Origin of the sequence: Nocardia sp. NBC_01499, assembly GCF_045040275.1 — a bacterium.
Lineage (GTDB): Bacteria > Actinomycetota > Actinomycetes > Mycobacteriales > Mycobacteriaceae > Nocardia.
The window spans coordinates 5,830,196-5,849,097 of the sequence record NZ_CP109426.1; the positions used below are offsets into that span (position 1 = coordinate 5,830,196).

Consider the following 18,902-nt stretch of genomic DNA (forward strand, 5'->3'; position numbering starts at 1 on the left):
CGCCGGAATCGATACTGCGTTGTCGCAGATAGAGTCGGGAAGACCGAACGTTCAGGTGGGGTTGCTTACCTAGAGGTTCGAAATAAGCTCAGAAGGAGTGCGGTGGACATGAACGGTGACGCGGATCACGACGTGTGTGGCATGTCCGTAGCGATCGATGTCGTCGGCGGCAAGTGGAAAATGCACCTGATGTGGGCGCTGAGCGCCAGCCCGCAACGTTTCGGTGAGATCCGCCGCCTGCTGACCGGCGTCAGCGAAAAGGTGCTCACGGAAAACCTGCGCCAGCTCGAGTCGAGCGGCGTCGTGCACCGCGAGGTCTACCCCGAGGTCCCGCCCCGCGTCGAATACTCCCTCACCCCGCTCGGCGAAGAACTGGCCGTCGCCCTGCGGCCGCTCGAAGAGTGGGGCGAGAAGCACCGCTACGAACTCGTCGCGAACCTGCTCGCCGCGGTGAGCTAGCGCAGGTGCTGTTCTGCGATCTGTGCGCCGACCTGTTGTAAAAGCGGGCTCGCGTTGGTGATCGAGCGGGCCGGGTCGGGCTCTAGGTCGGTGAGGGCGTAGTAGGCGGTGAAGCCTGCTGCTCGAATCTCTTGGGCGGTAAGGAGTGTGCGGCCGACGACCGCGAGGACGGGGATGCCGGACGCGCGCGCGGACTCGCAGACGCCGATCGGCGCCTTGCCGTGCAGGCTTTGGGTATCGAGTGAGCCTTCGCCGGTGATGACGAGGTCGGTGCCGTCTAGTAGTGCGGGGAAATCGAGGAGTTCGAGGATTACCTCGATGCCGCTGCGCATTCGCGCACCGAGGATGGCGAGGGCGCCGAAACCGGTTCCGCCCGCGGCACCGGCGCCAGGCCGGTTCGCGAAGTCGGGTCCCGCGAGTCGCGACCAGTTGGTGAGCGCGGTTTCCAGAATGGTGAGATCTGTTGTGTCAGCACCCTTCTGGGGTGCGTAGACCGCGACTGCCCCTGATGGGCCGAACAGCGGGTTGTCGACATCGCAGGCCAATGTGAAAGTGGCGGCGGCGATTCCAGGATGCAGGGCGGACAGATCCAGGTGCGCGGCGCGGGTCAAAGCCACACCGCCATAGGGCAATTCGTCGCTATCGGCATCGAGAATGCGGGCGCCGAGCGCCTGCACCATGCCAGCGCCGCCGTCGGTGGAGGCGCTGCCGCCGAGGCCGACGACGATGTCGGTGGCGCCGTGGTCGAGGGCGTGCGCGATGACGACACCGAGGCCGGCCGTGCTCGCGTTGCGCGGATCCGGTTGTCCCCCAGGGAGTTTCTCCAGTCCGACGATCGTGGCCAATTCGATGACCGCCGTCGCTCCCCGCACCGCGTACGACGTGCGGCCAGCAACGCCCGTCGGACCGGGTGCGGTCACCTCGACCCGGTTCCATCCTGCTGCGACGAACGCGTCGACGGTTCCGTCTCCGCCGTCGGCGACCGGCACCTGCCGGATCTGCACCTCCGGCGCGACCCGCGCGATGCCCGCGGCAAGGGCCGCCGCCACCCGCGGTGCGGTCAGCGACCCCTTGAACTTGTCCGGGGCGAGCACCACCCGGCGAACGGCCTCGCGCGTCATCCCCACATTGTCGGGTGCGTTCCGATCTACCGCGCGTCGGCCCGACTTCCGTTCGATCCACAGGGTTGTCGTTACCTGTGCGGTCTGTGGATGAACCGCGAACATCCCTGTTGAGCGGCGTAAACATAAAAAGAGAGCACTGCTCTTGACTTTGTGTTCGCGGAAATGGAACACTTATCGCAACAGAGAGCAGTGCTCACTAAGAGGAGTTCGATCATGGATCACAGCACCCGCTACATCGGCCCGGCCGGACTGGATCCGATCATGAACCGGATCTTCAACTGGCTGCCGAGGATCGGTATCAGCGTCATGGGTTCGCGACTGCTCGCCGTCCGCGGCCGCACGAGCGGGGAGTGGCGGACCACGATGGTGAACCCGCTTGTCCGCGAGGACGGCGCCCGCTTCCTGGTCGCCCCGCGTGGACACACCCAGTGGGTGCGCAACCTGCGCGTGGCCGGCGGCGGCGAGCTGCGCCTCGGCCGCAAGGTCGAGGAATTCACCGCCACCGAAATCGCCGACGCCGACAAGGTTCCGCTGCTGCGGCGCTACCTGCGGAAGTGGGGCTGGGAGGTCGGCAAGTTCTTCGAGGGCGTCACCAAGGACGCGACCGACGCCGAATTGGCGGCCATCGCACCGGGATTCCCGGTCTTCCAGATCAATTGACCCGGGCCGGTCCGCGCGCAATCAAGCAGAGCGCACCAGGAATTCGATCGCGGCGGCGTAGCCCTGGATGCCCATCCCGGCGACCACCGCGGTCGCGATGGGGGAGATGTAGGAGTGATGCCGGAACTCCTCACGCGCGTGCACATTGCTGATGTGCACCTCGACGATGGGGAGTTCCGGGATCACCAGCGCGTCCCGCAGGGCCACCGAGGTGTGGGTGAGCCCGCCGGGATTGATCACGATGCCGGATTCGACGCCGCGCGCCCGGTGGATCCGGTCGATCAGCGCGCCTTCGGAATTGGATTGGAAGGCGGCGATCTCGCGGCCGTAGCGTTGCGCGGTCTGCCTGCAGAGTTCGACGACATCGTCGAGCGTCGCCGACCCGTAGACCTCCGGCTGACGAGTGCCGAGCATGTTCAGGTTCGGGCCGTTGAGAACCAGGATCGGACCGGGTGCGGACATGCCAGCAACAGTAGTCCTAGAGTCCCTGCGGGCCTTCCGAGCGCAGGTCGTCTACCTTGCGCATGGCGCCGCGCAGTTCCTCCAGCCAGGATTCCGCGTGCTTGCCTGCCAGTTTCACGGTCCAGGCCAGCGCGTCGGCCCGCGAGCGCGCCACGCCCGAGTCGACAAGGGTGTCGAGAACTTTGCGTTCGGGTTGCCGCAGCCGGGTCATCACCGGAACCGCGAGGTGAGTGAACAGCACTCGCTCGCCACCCACCGACACGCCCCACGCGACGCTGCGCCCGTAGCGACGCTGTGCCTCGTCGGCGATCTGCATGCGGGCCCCGCGGGTGGACTCGCGGAAACGCGAGATGGCACCCTCCTTGGTCGCCTGCGGAACTTCCTCGACCGACGCGTCCGCGTCGCCTTCCGCTGGCGCCTCGGCGGTGGTCTTCTCGAGCTGAGTGATCGGCAGTTCGCCGATCACGACGATCTCGTCCCGGTCGATCTCGATGACGGGCGAACCGGCGAACCAATCCTCGGGCAACCTGCCCGCGAACCAGTCTGGCGCGTCCGCCGGGTCCGGTAGGTCGGCCTGCTGCCAGCCGCCCGGTCGTCCGAATCCTCGACCCCGATGTTCATGTCTCATGAGGGGATCACCTACTTACTCATCAGCGTTGCTTACAGTGATTACAAGATTACATCGCAATCCATGCCAATGGTTCCGCTCTGTGCGAACAGAGTTCGCCGCAGGTTAACGGGGGTGATTTGCGGTTCGTGGACGCTCGCTCTGGGTACTCATTGATCCGAAACGCCGAGTAAGGCAGTAAGCGCACAACTTTGCGTGGGGCCCCGGTACGGTAGCGGCGCCGGTTGTCGCCGTAGCACTGGACAACGATCATGATCGGTCCCCCGCGACGGGAGATTTCGGGCACAATTGAGATGCTGAGCATGGGTAACGTCCTTGCGGCGTAGGCACCGCAGACAGGTCTTTTTCAGGTACGGTGGTCTTGTTACTGGAGTGACAAGAGTGAAGAGTGGGCGACATGGATGTCTGGGGATCCCGCCGCTTTCGCGTCCGGGGCGCTATGGCACTCGCGGGGGTGGCGGCGCTCGCGATCGCGATGGGATCGTGCGGCGTACACGAGGGTAAGAATGAGGCCGAGGCTGTCGTAGACCGCTTCACCGAGCTGCTCGACAAGCAGGACTACACCAACGCTTCGGAGCTCACGTCGTACCCTTCCGCGGCTTCGGCAACGCTGAAGCAAATGTTTGCTGGGCTGCAGCCGGGCAAGGTGGACTACAAGAAGACGCAATACATCGGGCTCGATTCCGAGGCGGCGATCTTCAGCATGGACGCCGACTGGAACTTCGGCGACGGCAAAAACTGGAACTACAGTCTGCAGGGCAACGTGCGCAAGCTCGCCATCGGCTGGCGCATCTCCTGGGATCCGGCGATCGTCATGCCGCAGCTCGACCACAACCGCACCGCGCGCCTGGTGCGCACCCAGCCGTCCCCGGCCCCCAGGGTCAACGACATCGCGGGCCAGCCGCTGATGACCGAGCAGACCATCAACGTGATCAAGCTCGATCCCGCGAAGATGCCGGACCCGGTCGGCTCGACCAACGCGCTGGCCAAGGCCATCGAGCCGGTCGCGCCGCTGATCACCGGGCCGTCGCTGATGCAGCAGGTGGCCACCTCGCAGGGCAAGCCGGTGATCGCGGTGAACCTGCGCGAGCCCGACTTCGCGATCCTGGAGAAGGACATGGCGCCGATCCCCGGCGTTGTTATGGAGAAGCAGCCCCGGCTCGTCTCCGCCGACCGCCGGGTCTGGTCGCCCATGCTCGACGCGCTGAGCAAGGTGCAGCAGGAGAGCCAGGACCAGCACTCCGGCTGGGGCGTGCAGATTTTCGAACAGGACGGTCGCTTCGTCGGCCAGCTCGCCGGTGTACAGGGCCCGCCGGGACCGGACATCGCGGGCACCATGGATCAGCGCCTGCAGCGCGCCGCCGAGGACGCGGTCGTCAGTGCGGCGACGCCCGCCTCGATCGTGGCGATCCAGCCGTCCAGCGGTGCGGTGGTCGCGGTCGCGCAGAACACCCAGGCCAGTGAGCACGGGTCGGTGGCCTTCACCGGACTCTATCCGGTCGGCGGCAATATCGAGCTGTTCCGCAATATCGCGGCCGTCGCGAAAGGCAAGGCACCGCAAGATATTTCGGTGCAGGATGCGGCGGAGGCCGCGACAACGCTCGGCGTCGGTATCGATTTCAAGGTGCCTGGTCTCGACGAGGTGACCGGTCGGCTCGCCGTCGCGGGCCGCAGTGCCGAGCAGGTCAAGCAGGGCGGCGGCTCGGACGCGGTGCTTGCCAGCCCGTTCGGGATGGCGATCGCCGCCGCCGCGATCGCCCGCGGCGAGGTGGCGCCGCCGATGATCGAGGTCGCCAGGCCGAGCACCACCGACGCGCAGCTTGGCCCGCTGTCGCCGCAGATCGCCGACCGGCTGCACGGCATGCTGCGTGATTCGACCAACGCCCCCGAGCTCGCGAGCCTGCGAATGTACCGTGACGTCAACGGTTTCAGCGCGACCGCGGGACAGGACGGCTGGCTGATCGCGATCATGGGCGACCTGGCCTTCGCCATCCACATCAACGACGTGGACAGCGGGGACGCCACCGCGCGGATGGCCGTGCGGATGCTCCAGTCGTTGGCCGCGCCGGAAACCTAATTCAGCACATACCTATTTCAACGCGGTGATGGCCGCGCGCCAGCCGAGCAGGAACAGCGCGAGCACCACGGCCGCGACGATGACGAAGCTCAACGCGGTGCCCTGGCCGCTGACCGCGCGCAGCAGCATGCCGCCGCAGAGGGTGCCGAGCCAGACCAGGATCCCGGTGGGCCACAGGGCGGTTCCGTGGAACCGCGCGTCGCGCCCCGCGTCGCCGAACATCCGGCTCGCCGCGGCCACCGCGACGGCCCAGCCGATCGCAAGGCCGATCGCGAACGGCCACAGCGTGCGAAGTAGTCCGGTGAGCACCGCCTCGTCGTGACTGCGCCTGCCGATCGCACAGAACAGGATCACCAGCAGCGCATCTACCACCAACGGCACCAGTTTCTTCACGCGGGCAAGCGTAGTTGGCCGGGCTGTGCGAGATGTGAAGTGCCAGCGCGCTGCGTGTTCCGGCTCAGAAGCGGCGCTGGGAGAATTCCTTCTCGAACTCGGCGTCGTCGTCCTGCGGTGTGCGGAACAGGAACAGGAACACGATCCAGCCGACGATCGCGACCAGGATGAAGCTCACCAGGCGGTAGACGAACGCCGCCGCGACCGCCTGCGCGGCGGGCAGCCCGGCGGCGGCGGTGAGGCCGTAGATGAGCGTCGCGTCGACGTAGACGATCCCGCCTGGCGCGAACGGAATCGAGCCGACCGCCTTGCCGACGGCGAACGCGAGCAGCAGTCCAGCCAGCCGAGGGTCCGCGCCGACGGCGTAGCAGGCGGCGCCGAGGCAGGCCACGTCGGCGAACCGGTGCAGCACCGCCCACACCGCGACCAACGCGCCGTCGCGCTTGCCGAGATCCACCGACTCCAATTGCGCGAGTACGTCGCCGATCTTGTTGGCGCCCTGGTCGGCCGGGCGCTTGCGCAGCCGGTTGACCAGGCCGAGCGTCCGGCGCAGCAGCGCCTCCAGCGATCCTGGATTGCGCGAGACGTAATTGCCGCCCCACACCACCGCGACCACCGCGGCCAGCGACAGGATCAATTTGAACGGGCCGATGGTTCCGCCGGACAGCAGCGTGCCGCCGACACCGAGCAGCGCGAGACCCGCCGCGGCGACCACCCCGGAGAACACCAGCTGCCAGGACGCGACGATCGGGCTCGCGCCGAAGCGCCTGGTCTGCCGATAGGTGAAGGCGGTGGAAAACACCTGGCCCGCGGGCAAAGTGACGGACATGGCGGTGGCACCGTAGACCACCGCGACGGATTTGCGCTGACTTACCGCGACACCCCCGGCGTTCAGCAGTTGTTTCTGCACCCGCCCGAAACCGCTCATCGACAACGCCTGCAACCAGATACAGGCGGCGACCCACCCCCAGTGAATGTCGCTGAGTTTGCGCCACGACTCGTGTAGTCGTGGCCACAGATAGATGCCCTCGGCGATCAGCAATGCCAGCAGGGCGACGCCGAGCACCCATTTGACCCACCAGAATTTGCCGCGGCGGCCATGGGGTGTGGGCGGCGGTGCGGGTTCTCCTGCCGGTTCCCCATTGGCCGTCACCCGGTCAGCCTAACGAACGCACCGTTTCGCTGTCTGTGGTGTCCGGCGCGTCGACGCCCTCTTTCGGATAGGCGAGCAGCGTTTTTCGGCGCCGTCCGCGCAGCTGTACCTCGTCGCCGGTTTCCCACTTGTGCTGCTCGCTTTCATCGGCGAAATACAGTGCGCTGCCGGAGGCCAAGGTGCGGCCCGGCTGGTCTTTGGCCAGCTCGGTCAGCCGGGATGCCTCGTTGACCGGATCGCCGATCACCGTGTATTCGAATCGGTTCGCGGCACCGATGTTTCCGGCGACGGCAAGACCCGCCGACACGCCGATACCGATATCGAGTCCTGGCACTTCGCGCAGCACCTCGCGCAGTTCACGGGCTGCGGCAAGCGCGGCGGTCGGCGCGTCCGGCCGGTCGAGCGGCGCGCCGAAGATGGCGAGCGCGGCATCGCCGACGAACTTGTTGACGAAGCCGTTGTGCCGGTCGATCACGTCGACCACGATCCGGAAGAACTCGTTGAGCAGGCTCACCACCTCGGTGGGCGGGCGCTCGGCGGCGGTCGCGGTGGAACCGACCATGTCGACGAACAGCACGGCGACGAACCGGGTTTCACCGCCGAGTTCGGTGCCGTAGTCGAGTGCGCGCTGCGCGACCTCCTCGCCGACGTGCTGACCGAACAGTTCCTGCAGCTGGCGGCGCTTGGCTGCCTCTTCCATCATCCGGTTGAAGCCGACCTGCAGCAGCCCGATCTCGCTGCCGTCGAACACCTCGACCTGGACGTCGCGCGCGCCCTCCTGCACCCGGTCGATGGCCTGGCTGAGCTGGCGCACAGGGTCGGAGATGCTGGAGCCGGTGAGCATGGACAGTGCCAGTGCCTGCAGGATCACCACGCCGCAGAGCAGCAGAATCGAGATGGCCAGCGATTGGGCGGAGAACTTCACATCCGAGGAGATCTGGGTGATACACAGCAGCACGATGGCGATGGTCGGGGCGAAAGTGCCCATGCCCCAGGTCATTGCCATCCTGGTGCCGACACCCGGGGTCAAGGTGTGGTCGAACGTGCCAGCGGTCAGCGCCGCCGCGGCGACCGGGCGAAGGATGCGTTCGCCGAGCATGTAGGTGAAGCCGAAGACGATGGTCGCGGCCATACACAGGGTGACGATGACCGCGCCCGCCAGCTTGGGCTCTTCGGAGATGATCAGCAACGCCAGGATCGCGCCGCCGATAAGCCACAGCGCCAGATGCAGGATGGCCTGGCGCAGCGGGGCATGCAGCGCGGCCATCTGCTCTTGGCGGCTCGGTGGTCCGCCGCGCATCTGCCAGCGCATCACCGGACGCAACATCAGTGCCGACGCGCCCATGCTGAGCAGGCCACCGGTCAGGAAGACCAGGGCGGGCACGAACAGGCCGGTGCTCCTTGCGCCGTCGTTCGCTCCCTCGGGAACCGGCAGGCCGTACTGGATGAAGGCCCACACCAGCACCGCACCGAAGGCGTTGGCGAGCAACATCGATGTCAGGTACAGCGGCCAGCGCGTTCGCATGGTCTGTTTGACCGCTTCCAAGGGCGCGCGTCCGGCAGCAGTCATGTTTCCCCCGGGATCGTGTTCAACCATGTAGGTACTGTGGTTGAACTTGCTTCCAGGGGCGCCGACATGACCACCAATTTAGCTGTGCCTCCCCCGCAGCAGCACTTGCGGTAGAGCGGGGCGCCGATAGATACGTTTACCGGTCGGCGCCGGTGGCGGCACCGTCGGACCGGGTGGCGCCCCGCGCAACGGCGCTGCTGAACACCGGCGGGCCTACCGCGGTGTCGTGTTTGCCGGTGAGCACGGTCCCGACGTTTTCGTCCACTACTCCGAGATTTCCGGCTCCGGCTTCAAGTCCCTCGACGAGGGCCAGCGAGTGGAGTTCGAGATCGGCGCGGAGTCGCGCGGTGTGGAGCGCTGGATTACTCGCCCTGATGGATGTCGTACGGCTGGTCGTCCAGAACGTAGTAGACGCAATCGGTGGTGGAGGCGCACTTTCCCCAGTGCACGGCGTGGCCGGGGTAGTAGAGATAGTCGCCCGCGCCTACCTGATGCGCGCCGCTGCCCTCGACGTTCCACTCGATGGTGCCCGAGACGCCGACCACGTGCTCGGGGCTGGTGTGCCAATGCTTGCCGAACTCGGTGCCTGCCGTCAGAGTGAAAAGCGCTTCGGAGGGACCGGTTTTCGCGTCGCCGCGGACCGGGAGGACGGTGCAGCCGGGCAACCCCTCGCAAGGTGACCAAGGGCCGGTGCTCGCGGCGCGGAACACGATGGAGTCGGCTGCCGGACCGGGGGCAGTGGCCGCGGTGGTTGGTGCTTGCCGGGGCGTGGTCGAGCAGGCGGCGGCCAGGGTCAGGACGGTCAGTGCGACATAGCGCAGCGGGCGCGCAAGGTGATGTGTGATCACGAGTTCTCCTCGGGGTGACCGTAATCGGACTGCGGTCCGATTACGGTCATCAGGTTAACGGACCGTGGTCCGCATACGCAATGGGAAGACTCGTCACCCGTCGCCTTCTTGCGACCCGGCAGCAGCGGGACGCCAAAGGCACACTGCGCCAGTACTCTCATGCCGCGCTGGCAGTTACCCACATCCAGAACCACGACCTCGAGGCGGCCAACGCCGCTAGGTCCGAACCGTGCGTCTTTCCGGCAAGGTCAAGTCCTCGCGCTCCGCTTCCCGGCAGCGTTGTCCAGCCCCCTGGCATTCGTCCGGCTCGGCGCAGGCTGAGGTCGGACAATGTAGCGCCGCGCTCGTTATGCTCGGCCAGGTGACGGACCCCAAGCCAAGCTCGAAGCGGAAAGCCTCCCTGACTCGGCCTGCCGCTGACTCGGTACACCCGATTGTCCGGGTGTCGGCGGAGTGGGGCTGGCGCCTGCTGATCCTGTTCGCGGTCGCGCTCGCGCTCGCCGCGATCGTGCAGAAGCTGGCGACGGTGGTCATTCCGCTCGCCATCGCGCTGCTCGCGGCCGCGTTGCTCGCGCCGCTGGTCGACTGGCTGCAACGACTAGGGGTGCCGCGTTCGGTCGGCGTGTTCGTCGCGTTGGTCGGCTCGCTCGGGTTGGTCGCTGGGATCATGACCTTCGTCGTCGAGCAGTTCATCGCCGGTGTGCCGCAGCTGTCCGACGAATTCACCAATAGCATTCACAAGATCCAGGATTGGCTGATCACCGGCCCGCCGCATCTGAGCAACGATCAGATCCGCAATGTCGGTGATCAGATCATCAAGACGATCCAGTCCAATCAGGACCGGCTCACCAGCGGCGCGCTGACCACCGCGACGGTCATCGCCGAGCTGCTCACCGGCACCTTCCTTACCCTGTTCATCCTTATCTTCCTGCTCTACGGCGGCGATCAGATCTGGCAGTTCGTCACCAGGATCATCCCGACCGAGCAGCGCGAGCGGGTGCGCACCGCCGGGCAGCTCGGATTCGGCACGCTGGTCGGGTTCGTGCGCGCCACCGTTGCCGTGGCGGCGGTGGACGCCATCGGCATAGGGACCGGGCTCGGCATTCTCGGTGTGCCGCTTGCGCTTCCGCTTGCCTCGCTGGTGTTCATCGGCGCGTTCATCCCGATCATCGGCGCGTTCGTCGCCGGGTTCGTCGCGGTGTTCATCGCGCTGGTGACCAAGGGACTGATCACGTCGCTGATCGTGCTCGGCATCATCATCGCCGTGATGCAGCTGGAAGGGCATGTGCTGCAACCACTGCTGCTCGGGCGCGCGGTGAGCATCCATCCGCTTGCGGTGGTGCTCGCGATCACCTCGGGCGTGGTGCTCGGCGGGATCGCGGGTGGTCTGCTCGCGGTTCCGCTTGTCGCGGTGCTGAATACGGCCATTCGATCGCTGCTCGCGGACAGTCCGGAGGAGATGTTCGAGGAACTACAGACCGGCGAGGTCGAGCCGGACGATCCGGAGCCTGGACGGTTCGATGTGGAGGCGACCGTGGCGAAGGAAAGCACGCGCGAGACCCGGATCGCCGAGCCGGAATCCGATGATGGCGCGCCGAAGGGCTGAGTCTCAGGGGGGCTTGGCTTGATGCGAGGGGCTGAGCCGCGCTCGGCCGATGTGGCGACGACGCCGCTGTGGCGGGCCGCGCAGGCGTTGCGGCTGGTGACGCTGCTATACGCGGTGCTGCAGCAGGTCGCGTCGGCGCCCAACTACCAGAATCAGCGGTTGAGCTGGGTGCTCATCGCGTTGATGGCGGTCTGGTCCGGTGCGTCGGCGATCATGTTGTCGCAGTGGCGGTTTCCCGATGTGCGGCGGGTGCGGGTCTGGGTGGTGTTCGGTGATCACGTCGTGGTGATCGGGCTGATGGCCGCGACCAGGCTGGTCGCCGACTACGACTGGTATCACGGACATCAGACGTTGCCGACGACGCTGTGGGCCACCAACGCGGTGATCGGGGCGGCGATCTTGCGCGGGCCGTTCGCCGGGGTGCTGTCCGGCGCGCTGATCGCGGCGGTCGCGCTGACCGTGCGCGATCAGTGGGGGCAGGACGTGTGGACCGATGCGACGGTGCCGGTGCTCGTCTCCGTCGGCCTTGCCCTCGGTTTAGCGGCCAACACCGCGCGCCGCGCGCAAGATCAGCTGGAACGCGCGGTCCGGCTGACCGCTGCTACCGAAGAGCGGGAACGGCTTTCGCGCGAGGTGCACGACGGGGTGCTGCAAGTACTCAGCTACATCAAGCGGCGTGGCATCGAGATCGGCGGGCCCACCGAGGAATTGGCGCAGCGCGCCGCGGAACAGGAAGTGGCGCTGCGGGTGCTGATCACCGAGACCGCCGATCGCGGGGATTCCGGTGGTGCCGAGGTCGATCTGCGTCCGCTGCTCACCGTGCACGCGACGCCGTCGGTGTTCGTGTCTACGCCGGGCAATCCGGTGTCGATCGGACGCTGGGCGGGCGCGGAGATCGCGGCGGCCGTGGCGAACGCGCTGTCCAATGTCGCATTGCACGCCGGTCCGGACGCGAAAGCCTATGTGCTGCTGGAGGATACAGGCGATGAGCTGGTGATCAGCGTGCGTGACGACGGAGTGGGGATACCGCCAGGTCGGCTGGCGGAGGCGGAAGCCGAAGGGCGGCTCGGTGTTTCACGATCGATGGTCGGACGGATCGAGGCGCTCGGCGGGACGGCTGAGCTACTGACGGAGAACGAAGGCGGAGTCGGCTTCGGCACCGAATGGGAGTTCCGGGTGCCGCGAACATGACTCGACCGAAGATCAAGGAGCTGTGGCGTGACGGATAAGGCTGTGGCCGAGGCCATTTCGGTGATGGTGGTGGACGACCATCCGATGTGGCGCGACGGCGTCTCGCGCGACCTCACCGAGGCGGGCTTCCAGGTCGCCGCCACCGCGGACGGGGTCGGCGCGGCGACCAGACGGGCGGCGGCGGTCCGGCCCTCGGTGGTGCTGATGGACATGCAGCTGCCCGACGGGAACGGCGCGCAGGCCACCGCGGCGGTGCTGCGCGTCTCGCCGGACAGCCGGGTGCTCGTGCTCTCGGCGTCGGCCGAACGCGACGACGTTCTCGACGCGATCAAGGCGGGGGCCTCGGGTTATCTGGTGAAAAGCGCGTCGGTGGCGGAGCTGATCGAGGCGGTGCACGCGACTGCGGCCGGACAGCCGGTGTTCACCCCAGGTCTGGCGGGCCTTGTCCTCGGTGAATACCGGCGCATGGCCACGACCCCGGCCGAGCCCGACGAGCCGCACCGTCCGGCACTGACTGATCGGGAGACCGAGGTGCTGCGGATGGTCGCGAAAGGGTTGTCCGCCAAGCAGATCGCGTCGCGGCTCGGGCTGAGCCATCGGACCGTGGAAAACCATGTGCAGGCGACGCTGCGCAAGCTTCAGCTGGCCAACCGCGTCGAGCTCACCCGTTACGCGATCGAGCAGGGCCTCGACGAGTAGAAAGTAGTACCCCGGTATCCGGGATTGCCCTGATACACGAAGGCCGTCGGATCGGTAATCTCGAATCATGGGCGGACCCGAATCGGTATCCAATGGCGTCGGCTCCGGAGACGCGATAGGCGACCGGGATCTACGCGTGTCCGATGTCGAGCGCGAGCACGTCGGCCAGCTGCTACAGCGCGCCGTCGGCCTCGGCATGCTCTCACTCGGTGAGTTCACCGAGCGGATGGACACGGCGCTGGCCGCGAAGACCCGTGGCGAGCTGAATGCCGTGCTGATCGATCTGCCCGGCGTCCGCCTGGTCGGTCAGCCCGCCGCGCCGCCGACGACCTTCGTGAACACCGCGCCCTCGTTCGTCAAGCACCGTCCGACGCCGTCCCCGCTCGGCGTGCCCAATACGGCGGGCGGTGTGATCCGCTCCCGCCTGTCCGGGGTGAGCAGGCGCGGGCCATGGCATGTCGCGCCGTCGCTGCAACTCAACAGCTGGCTCTCCGGCATCACCCTCGACTTCACCGAGGCGATCATGTCGACCCAGGTGGTCGAGCTGATCGTCGACGACTACTGCAGCTCACTCACCCTGATCGTGCCCGCCGAGGCGACCGTCGACCTCAACGAGGTCGACCTGATCGGCTCCAGCGTGAACAACAAGGTCCGCACCGGCCCCCCATTCGGCCCGCTCCACCTGGTGGTCCGCGGCCGCGTCCGCTTCGGCTCCATCACCGCCAAACACACCTTCATGGCCCACTGGCGTCGCATGATGGGCGGCAACTGAGGGCGCTGACCTGGTGTCAGGTGTTGACGCCGATGCGGCGGGCGAAGGCGCGCAAGGGGACTCGGCGGTCGTGGTCGAGTAGTTCGGAGACGATGTGGCGGGGCAGGGACTGGTACTTGAGCCAGTCGGGGCCGCCGACTCGTTCGGCGGTGAGCAGGGTGTCGAGGGCACGCTGATGCTGACCGGTGCGGGTCAGCGCGACCGCGGTGTCGGTGAGGTGGCGGGCGCGGGAGGATTGCGGGAGGCCGCCGTTGGCGGGCATGGCCTTGGCGGCGGTCAAGGCCTCGGGGTATCGCTCGGAGGACACATTGACGTCGACCGTCTGCATGACGACTTGGGAAGGGCCGAAATAGGTTTCGTAGTCGCGGCGATCGCCGCCGATGCGCAGCGCGACTTCGCTCGCGGCATCGACCAGTGACAGCGCGTCGGGTACGTTCTGCGCCCGGCCCGCGGCGGTCGCGCCCTGCAAGACCAGCGAGCCGTAGGCGGACAGGTGCGCCGGAGTGACTTCGCCGGCCGGCTCCAAGCTCGCCGCCGCACGCAGCGCAACCCGGCGCGATTCGTCGTAGCGGCCCTGCACGAGCAACTGCCAGGCGACCGAGCCGCGGATGGTACCGAGCAGCAGCGGGTCGTTGCCGTCCTCCGCCGCCGTGAGTGCCTGCCGGATCGCCAGGAACGCCGGATCGGTCTGGCCGAGGTGCACCAGCGTGCAGCCGGTGACCCAATACATCCGTGCAAGTAGCTCATTCGCGAGCGCGACCGAGCCGTTGCGCGCGGCGTGGACGGTGGCCCGCAGCTGGGTGAGACCCGACGGCAGGATCGAGGTGAGCAGCTCGTAGCGGCCGACCCAGTAGGCGCCCCACGCGTAATCGACGGCGCGACGGCCGTCGTCGAGGCTGACCGCCGCCTCCTCGTTCGTCTCGCCGAGCAGGTCGTCGACCGGTGTCAGCGCGCGGCGGATGGCGACGATGCCCGAATCGGGATCGGTGGACGGCACACCCGCGCGTTTACCGATCAGGTCGGCGATATCCACATCCAGTGCGCGGGCCAGCTTCTGCAGGCTGGCGATCGAGGCGGTCTGCCGCCCGCCCTGCTCCAGCTTGCGCACCAGGTCGACGCTGACCCCCGCCTGATCCGCGAGCTGACGCTGGGTGAGCGCCTTGCCACGGAACATTCGAATGCGAACGCCGATCGACGAATCGTCCATGTACCCAATTCCTTTTGTTACAGCTGTGTTTCAGGGTACGACGCTAAGTCATTGCGATCGAGCAAAGTGGGACATTACGTACGACTTGTTCACTGCTGGATGGAATACCGTTGCCTTTCTGCAACTTTCATAGCAAAGGGCGGCGGCAAATGAATACGATGCCGAACACCTCCGTGCAGGCCGGGGGCGCTCATCGCGCTCCGAGGCCCGCTGCATCCAGCACGCGACTCGCACACTCCAGCTCCCCGCGACTCTCCCGCCAGCGCATAGCATTACCGACCTATCGCGGTGTCACCGCACGCCACCTGCAGCGCGTGCGCGAACAGCACGGCCCGCTTCGCCCAACGACGACCTCCGCGATCCGGTCCGCTGTTCTCGCCGAAGGGTAAATCCATGTTCGAGCGCTGTCATTCGCCTCTCGATACCGCACACCTGCTCCGCGACCTGTACGGCCTGCCGGTGCGACTGCTCGCCGGTCGCCCGATGGTCACCACCGGCTCCATTCTCAGCGCCATCGTGATGCCGCCCGACCTCGGCCGCAAAGTCCTTGCCACACTTGACCGCACGCACACCGCCCCCGTGATCGCCGACCCCGGCGAACGCACCTGGACCTTCCTGGTCGCCCCACCGAGCCCCGCCCGCCCCGTCGAGGTCCCCGTCCGCCGCTGCCTCGCGGGCCATCAGGTCACCGTCGTCCCCGGCGGCCACCACATCCTCCTCCCGACCACCGACTCCCCCCTCGGCTGGCACTGGGCAGGCGAACCGGCCCCCGGCGTCCTCCGCATGCCCCCGCGCCTAGCCGTAATCAACGCCATCCACCAGGTAACCACCCGCCAAACCACCACCCCCTGACCCCGTCACCCCGACCCCCACCCGCCTAACTCGGGTGGGGGTCAGTCAGCGAGCCCACCCGCCTTCGCCCAATCGGCGAACTGCTAGCGGTGGTGGCGCCGCACGATGGCGGCCAGCGCCGCGTTGACGGTCAGCGTGTTCGCCGACATCCTCAGAACGTCAGCGGCTTGTTGGAGGAGATCAGGATCGACGCCGTGGACGGTGCAGGTCATCGGGGCCTCCGAGGGTAGTGGTGTCACGTGGTAGCACAAGGTGCTATGGGCGGTATAGCCTGTAGACATGTCCCTTCAGCCCGAGATTACGCAGCGGGACCTGCGAAACAAGTCCAAAGAGATCATGGATGCCGTCGAGCACGGCCGGTCATTCACGGTCACGCGAGATGGTCACCGGATCGGTGAGTTGATTCCATTGCGTCGCAAGCGAAGGTTCGTCAGTCGAGAGGACTTCGCGGCGATGTCACGGAATGCTCCAGACATCGATCTCGAAGCATTCCGAGCGGACCAGGAGGCTGCGGTGGAGACCGAGGCGAGTAGTCCGTATGACCGATGAGGTTCCCGAGTTCGGACTGCTCGATACCAACATCCTGATCCTGCGTCGACACATCGATCCCGCTCTGCTTCCGGCGAGCATGGCTATCAGCGCCATCACGCTGGCGGAGCTGTCGTCAGGGCCGCATGAGGTGCGTCGCAATGACGAGCAGGGCGACTATGACGAGCACGAGGAACGTGCGCGACGGCTCGATGTCCTGCAGCGGGCGGAAAGTGAGTTCGATCCGCTCCCGTTCGACGTAGAGGCTGCGCGAGTGTACGGGCGGATTTCGGCGGCAGTCGTCGCCATCGGACGTAAGCCTCGGAGGCGCCTCGCGGACCTGATGATCGCGTCCACCGCGGTTGTTGAAGACTTGCCTTTGTTCACGACCAACCCCGACGATTACCGGGGTTTGGAGAAGCTACTGCGGGTCGTTCCAGTAGCGCGACCGCTGGGGTAGCCACACAGATCGCGCGATTGCGACGGCTTCCCGGTCGAAGTCGGGTAGATATTGGGCGTCTGCCAGGGGGAATTACTCATGCTGGTGGGTGGGTGGGGACGACAGCATGGGGTTATGAACACATCTATCGATCCGGCGTTGATTTCGCGCATTTCGGGGGAGTTTTCTGCGTTGGGGGCGCAGATGGGGGCGATGGGGCGGGATTTGGAGTTGTTGCGGAATCAGCTTGTGGCGGGTTCGGCTGGGGTGCAAGGGGGTTCGGTGTCGGGAGGTGCCGCGGCGGCTGAGGGCGCTCGGGGGCCCGGGGCGCCGCTGACGGGTCCGTCCGGGCAGATGCCGTGGCAGGGGTGGCAAGCTCCGGGCGGCGTGGTTCCGCCGAGTTCGGCGGTGCCTGCGGCTCCGACGTATGTTCCGCGGTTTGCTCCGGCTCAGACGGTGCCCGGTTGGGGTGCGGGGGTGCAGGGTGCGCCGGTGGCGCCGAATGCTGCGCCGGTGCCGTCGCGCGGTCCGGTGCCGCCGGTGGGTGCGCCGATGTTGCCGCCGGGGATGCGACCTCCGCCGCGGAGCGGTCCGCCGGTTCCGCATACGCCGTGGTGGCAGCGGGATGGGGTGATCAGTCGGTTGCTCGCGGTGGCGGGGGTGGGGGTGACGTTGATCGGGGTGGTGATGCTGTTGGTGCTTGCCGCGCAGGCGGGGATGTTCGGGCCGGTGCCGAGAGTTGTCGCGGGCGCGGTGTTTTCGGTGGGGCTGGTGGCGGCGGGGATGCGGGTGTTCGGGCGGGTCGGTGGTCGGGTCGGCGGGATCGCATTGGCGGCCACCGGGATTGCGGGGGCGTATCTCGATGTTGTTGCGGTTACCGCGATTTACCACTGGTTGGTTCCGGTGCTCGGGTTTGCGGTGGCGTTGGGTGTCGCGGCGGTTGGTGTCGCGCTGGCGATGCGGTGGCAGTCGCAGCCGTTGGCGGTGTTGGTTGTGGTCGGTGCGGCGGTGCTCTCGCCGGTGTTGACGACGGAGCTGGTGCTGCTCGCGTTTCTGATCGTGTTGCAGTTGGCTTGTGTGCCAGTGCAATTGGTGCGGGATTGGCCGTACCTGCATGTGGTGCGGACACTGCCCGCGGTGCTGGCCACGTTCCAGCTGATCGCGAGTGCGGTCCTCGGCGGTGATGCGCAATCGCAGCGACCGCTGCTGCTGCTCGCCGCGGTGGCGGTGGCAGTGGTCGGCCTGGTCGGGACCGTGTTGGTGGTCCGCCGCAGGCCCACCGATCTCACGGCTTCACTGATGCTCGCGCTGGCAACGGTGCCGATGCTGGCCGCGCCGGGAATGTATGAGATCGATCGACCCGTCGCGACAACGATCGCGGGGATCTTCGCAATCGTGCTGCTCGCTGTTGCGGCAACCGCGCTGGTGCCGAAAGTGACTGCGATAACGAAGATTCCGGGTCACACCGCAGTGGTCGCCGCCGTCGCTGGTTCGATCGCGCTGCTCGAGGTCTGCGTCGCGGTGACCGATCCGCGAACCTTGCCGACCGCGTGGTTCTTGGTGGCCCTCGGCTATCTCGGCGTGGCAGGCCAACGACGGTCCCGCGTCGCCGCCGGAATCGGCGCGACCTTCGCGACCCTCGGCGCTTTCGCGTTCTTGAATGTCGCCGGGCCGGAAGTCCTTGCTTCCCAGCAGCGTTCGGCGGAAAGCCTGAGCCTCTCGACGGTGCTGGGTGCGGTGCTCGCACTAGCCGTCGTTGCCATTGCGGTGTGGTGCGCGCGCCGACTGGGCCTGCGCGACACCGCCGAACTGCAGTGGATCGCCGCGAGCATCGCCGGGCTGTATTCGGTTACCGCAGCGACGGTCTCGATCGGCGTGGCGACCGGCGCGGCCGACGGCTTCGTCATCGGCCACAGCGCCGCGACCATCCTGTGGATGGCGGGCGCCACCGCCGCGCTGTTCTACGGACTGCGCAAAATCGGCAAGGCCACCGCGGTCGCCAAACTCGCGCTCGGCTCCGGATTGCTGGTCACCGCGGCGGCTTTGGTCAAGCTGTTCCTGTTCGACCTGGCCACCCTCGATGGCCTGGTCCGCGTCGCCGCCTTCCTGGCCGTCGGCGTGCTACTGCTCGTCGTCGGCACCAGGTACGCACGAGCGTTCGCCGAGGCGGGCACGAACTCCCGTGAACCCGGCGAGGCACCGACCCATTGACTCCGGCGCGCGGCGATGGTGTG

General features: G+C 67.1%; 21 protein-coding genes and 1 pseudogene. 12 read left to right on the top strand and 10 right to left on the bottom strand.

The window, feature by feature from the left end; genetic code table 11:
* Positions 1-108 precede the first annotated feature (108 nt).
* Positions 109-459, top strand: coding sequence for a winged helix-turn-helix transcriptional regulator (locus OG203_RS26655; RefSeq protein WP_405160000.1), 351 nt, complete (start codon positions 109-111; stop codon positions 457-459).
* Here OG203_RS26655 and OG203_RS26660 read toward each other — a convergent pair.
* Complete coding sequence (locus OG203_RS26660; RefSeq protein ID WP_405160001.1) at positions 456-1,580, bottom strand: glycerate kinase; 1,125 nt, start codon at positions 1,578-1,580, stop codon at positions 456-458. The genes OG203_RS26655 and OG203_RS26660 overlap by 4 nt on opposite strands.
* Before the next feature lie 216 nt (positions 1,581-1,796).
* On the opposite strand from OG203_RS26660, the gene OG203_RS26665 reads away from it, so the two are divergent.
* The gene (locus OG203_RS26665) at positions 1,797-2,243 is read left to right on the top strand and encodes a nitroreductase/quinone reductase family protein (protein WP_405160002.1); all 447 of its coding nucleotides are present in this window, start codon (positions 1,797-1,799) and stop codon (positions 2,241-2,243) included.
* A gap of 21 nt (positions 2,244-2,264) precedes the next feature.
* On the opposite strand, the gene aroQ is transcribed toward OG203_RS26665, so the two are convergent.
* Both aroQ and OG203_RS26675 read right to left on the bottom strand, forming a co-directional pair.
* Entirely contained in the window at positions 2,265-2,705 is a 441-nt protein-coding gene (gene aroQ / locus OG203_RS26670; RefSeq protein ID WP_107653312.1) for a type II 3-dehydroquinate dehydratase, read from the bottom strand.
* Positions 2,706-2,721: 16 nt separating this feature from the next.
* On the bottom strand, positions 2,722-3,333 hold the full coding sequence (locus tag OG203_RS26675) for a hypothetical protein (protein ID WP_405160003.1): 612 nt from the start codon (positions 3,331-3,333) through the stop codon (positions 2,722-2,724).
* Positions 3,334-3,730: 397 nt separating this feature from the next.
* Here OG203_RS26675 and OG203_RS26680 point away from each other — a divergent pair, with 397 nt between their 5' ends.
* A complete protein-coding gene (locus OG203_RS26680) occupies positions 3,731-5,410 on the top strand; it encodes an NTF2-like N-terminal transpeptidase domain-containing protein (RefSeq protein WP_405160004.1) in 1,680 nt (559 codons plus the stop codon).
* A 12-nt stretch (positions 5,411-5,422) separates the two neighbouring features.
* Here the strand turns inward: OG203_RS26680 and OG203_RS26685 are convergent, their stop codons facing one another.
* The 4 genes from OG203_RS26685 to OG203_RS26700 form a co-directional block, all read right to left on the bottom strand.
* Positions 5,423-5,803 carry a DUF3054 domain-containing protein gene (locus OG203_RS26685; protein ID WP_405160005.1) on the bottom strand — a complete coding sequence of 127 codons (381 nt, stop codon included), beginning with the start codon at positions 5,801-5,803 and terminating at the stop codon, positions 5,423-5,425.
* A 64-nt stretch (positions 5,804-5,867) separates the two neighbouring features.
* On the bottom strand, positions 5,868-6,956 hold the full coding sequence (locus OG203_RS26690; protein WP_405160006.1) for a YbhN family protein: 1,089 nt from the start codon (positions 6,954-6,956) through the stop codon (positions 5,868-5,870).
* A 4-nt stretch (positions 6,957-6,960) separates the two neighbouring features.
* Positions 6,961-8,553 (bottom strand): adenylate/guanylate cyclase domain-containing protein, encoded by a 1,593-nt coding sequence (locus OG203_RS26695; protein WP_405160007.1) that lies wholly within the window; start codon positions 8,551-8,553, stop codon positions 6,961-6,963.
* A 109-nt stretch (positions 8,554-8,662) separates the two neighbouring features.
* A complete protein-coding gene (locus tag OG203_RS26700) occupies positions 8,663-8,791 on the bottom strand; it encodes a hypothetical protein (protein WP_405160008.1) in 129 nt (42 codons plus the stop codon).
* Here OG203_RS26700 and OG203_RS26705 point away from each other — a divergent pair.
* A pseudogene (locus OG203_RS26705) lies at positions 8,753-8,875 on the top strand (cold shock domain-containing protein); the annotation flags it as partial. The gene OG203_RS26700 and the pseudogene OG203_RS26705 sit on opposite strands and share 39 nt — an antisense overlap.
* A 13-nt stretch (positions 8,876-8,888) precedes the next feature.
* On the opposite strand, the gene OG203_RS26710 reads toward OG203_RS26705, so the two are convergent.
* Positions 8,889-9,374, bottom strand: a complete 486-nt coding sequence (locus tag OG203_RS26710) for a cupin domain-containing protein (protein WP_405160009.1) — start codon at positions 9,372-9,374, stop codon at positions 8,889-8,891.
* Between the two features lie 361 nt (positions 9,375-9,735).
* Between OG203_RS26710 and OG203_RS26715 the strand changes: the two genes are divergently transcribed.
* The 4 genes from OG203_RS26715 (at position 9,736) to OG203_RS26730 (ending at position 13,642) form a co-directional block, all read left to right on the top strand.
* A complete protein-coding gene (locus OG203_RS26715; RefSeq protein WP_405160010.1) occupies positions 9,736-10,980 on the top strand; it encodes an AI-2E family transporter in 1,245 nt (414 codons plus the stop codon).
* A 21-nt stretch (positions 10,981-11,001) separates the two neighbouring features.
* On the top strand, positions 11,002-12,171 hold the full coding sequence (gene macS / locus OG203_RS26720; RefSeq protein ID WP_405160011.1) for a MacS family sensor histidine kinase: 1,170 nt from the start codon (positions 11,002-11,004) through the stop codon (positions 12,169-12,171).
* A 63-nt stretch (positions 12,172-12,234) separates the two neighbouring features.
* Entirely contained in the window at positions 12,235-12,870 is a 636-nt protein-coding gene (locus tag OG203_RS26725) for a response regulator (RefSeq protein ID WP_405168013.1), read from the top strand.
* Positions 12,871-12,985: 115 nt separating this feature from the next.
* Entirely contained in the window at positions 12,986-13,642 is a 657-nt protein-coding gene (locus tag OG203_RS26730) for a DUF1707 domain-containing protein (protein ID WP_405168014.1), read from the top strand.
* A 16-nt stretch (positions 13,643-13,658) separates the two neighbouring features.
* Here OG203_RS26730 and OG203_RS26735 read toward each other — a convergent pair whose 3' ends face one another.
* Positions 13,659-14,849: a helix-turn-helix domain-containing protein gene (locus tag OG203_RS26735; RefSeq protein ID WP_405160012.1), complete on the bottom strand. Its 1,191-nt coding sequence runs from the start codon at positions 14,847-14,849 to the stop codon at positions 13,659-13,661.
* Positions 14,850-15,242: 393 nt separating this feature from the next.
* Here OG203_RS26735 and OG203_RS26740 point away from each other — a divergent pair, with 393 nt between their 5' ends.
* On the top strand, positions 15,243-15,701 hold the full coding sequence (locus OG203_RS26740; RefSeq protein WP_405160013.1) for a hypothetical protein: 459 nt from the start codon (positions 15,243-15,245) through the stop codon (positions 15,699-15,701).
* Positions 15,702-15,784: 83 nt separating this feature from the next.
* Here the strand turns inward: OG203_RS26740 and OG203_RS26745 are convergent, their stop codons facing one another.
* Positions 15,785-15,913 carry a hypothetical protein gene (locus OG203_RS26745; RefSeq protein WP_405160014.1) on the bottom strand — a complete coding sequence of 43 codons (129 nt, stop codon included), beginning with the start codon at positions 15,911-15,913 and terminating at the stop codon, positions 15,785-15,787.
* 67 nt (positions 15,914-15,980) lie between these two features.
* Between OG203_RS26745 and OG203_RS26750 the strand changes: the two genes are divergently transcribed.
* The 3 genes from OG203_RS26750 to OG203_RS26760 all read left to right on the top strand — a co-directional run bounded on the left by OG203_RS26750 (position 15,981) and on the right by OG203_RS26760 (position 18,879).
* On the top strand, positions 15,981-16,250 hold the full coding sequence (locus OG203_RS26750; RefSeq protein WP_405160015.1) for a type II toxin-antitoxin system Phd/YefM family antitoxin: 270 nt from the start codon (positions 15,981-15,983) through the stop codon (positions 16,248-16,250).
* Positions 16,240-16,689, top strand: a complete 450-nt coding sequence (locus OG203_RS26755; protein WP_405160016.1) for a type II toxin-antitoxin system VapC family toxin — start codon at positions 16,240-16,242, stop codon at positions 16,687-16,689. The genes OG203_RS26750 and OG203_RS26755 overlap by 11 nt, the downstream gene beginning before the upstream one ends.
* Positions 16,690-16,803: 114 nt before the next feature.
* Complete coding sequence (locus OG203_RS26760) at positions 16,804-18,879, top strand: DUF2339 domain-containing protein (RefSeq protein WP_405160017.1); 2,076 nt, start codon at positions 16,804-16,806, stop codon at positions 18,877-18,879.
* The last annotated feature ends 23 nt before the right edge of the window (positions 18,880-18,902 follow it).